The organism is Desulfonatronum sp. SC1 (assembly GCF_003046795.1).
GTDB lineage: Bacteria > Desulfobacterota > Desulfovibrionia > Desulfovibrionales > Desulfonatronaceae > Desulfonatronum.
Genome location: NZ_PZKN01000071.1, coordinates 1 through 1,062, shown reverse-complemented (window position 1 = coordinate 1,062; position 1,062 = coordinate 1). Strand labels below are relative to the sequence as shown.

Sequence of the window (1,062 nt, the reverse complement as noted above, 5' to 3'; positions counted from 1 at the left end):
ATATTGGTCAATGGGCGCAAGCCTGAACCAGCCATGTCGCGTGCAGGAAGACGGCCCTATGGGTTGTAAACTGCTTTTGTATGGGAAGAAAGTTAGCTACGTGTAGCTATTTGCCGGTACCATACGAATAAGGATCGGCTAACTCCGTGCCAGCAGCCGCGGTAATACGGAGGATCCGAGCGTTATCCGGATTTATTGGGTTTAAAGGGTGCGTAGGCGGACTGGTAAGTCAGTGGTGAAATACTGCAGCTTAACTGTAGAATTGCCGTTGATACTGCCAGTCTTGAGTACAGTTGAGGTAGGCGGAATGTGGTGTGTAGCGGTGAAATGCATAGATATACCACAGAACACCGATTGCGAAGGCAGCTTACTAAAGTGTCACTGACGCTGATGCACGAAAGCGTGGGTATCAAACAGGATTAGATACCCTGGTAGTCCACGCTGTAAACGATGATTACTGGTTGTTAGCGATATACCGTTAGTGACTGAGCGAAAGCATTAAGTAATCCACCTGGGGAGTACGTCGGCAACGATGAAACTCAAAGGAATTGACGGGGGCCCGCACAAGCGGAGGAACATGTGGTTTAATTCGATGATACGCGAGGAACCTTACCTGGGTTTAAATGGGAAGTGACAGACTTGGAAACAGGTTTTTCTTCGGACACTTTTCAAGGTGCTGCATGGTTGTCGTCAGCTCGTGCCGTGAGGTGTCGGGTTAAGTCCCATAACGAGCGCAACCCCTATCGGTAGTTACCAGCACATAATGGTGGGGACTCTGCCGAGACTGCCGGTGTAAACCGTGAGGAAGGTGGGGATGACGTCAAATCAGCACGGCCCTTACATCCAGGGCTACACACGTGTTACAATGGCCGGTACAAAGGGCAGCTACCCCGCGAGGGGATGCGAATCTCAAAAACCGGTCTCAGTTCGGATTGGAGTCTGCAACCCGACTCCATGAAGCTGGATTCGCTAGTAATCGCGCATCAGCCACGGCGCGGTGAATACGTTCCCGGGCCTTGTACACACCGCCCGTCAAGCCATGGGAGCCGGGGGTACCTGAAG

General features: G+C 51.9%; 1 rRNA gene. It reads left to right on the top strand.

Annotated features, from left to right (window positions below):
• Positions 1–1,062: ribosomal RNA gene (locus C6366_RS18355) — 16S ribosomal RNA — on the top strand; the annotation flags it as partial.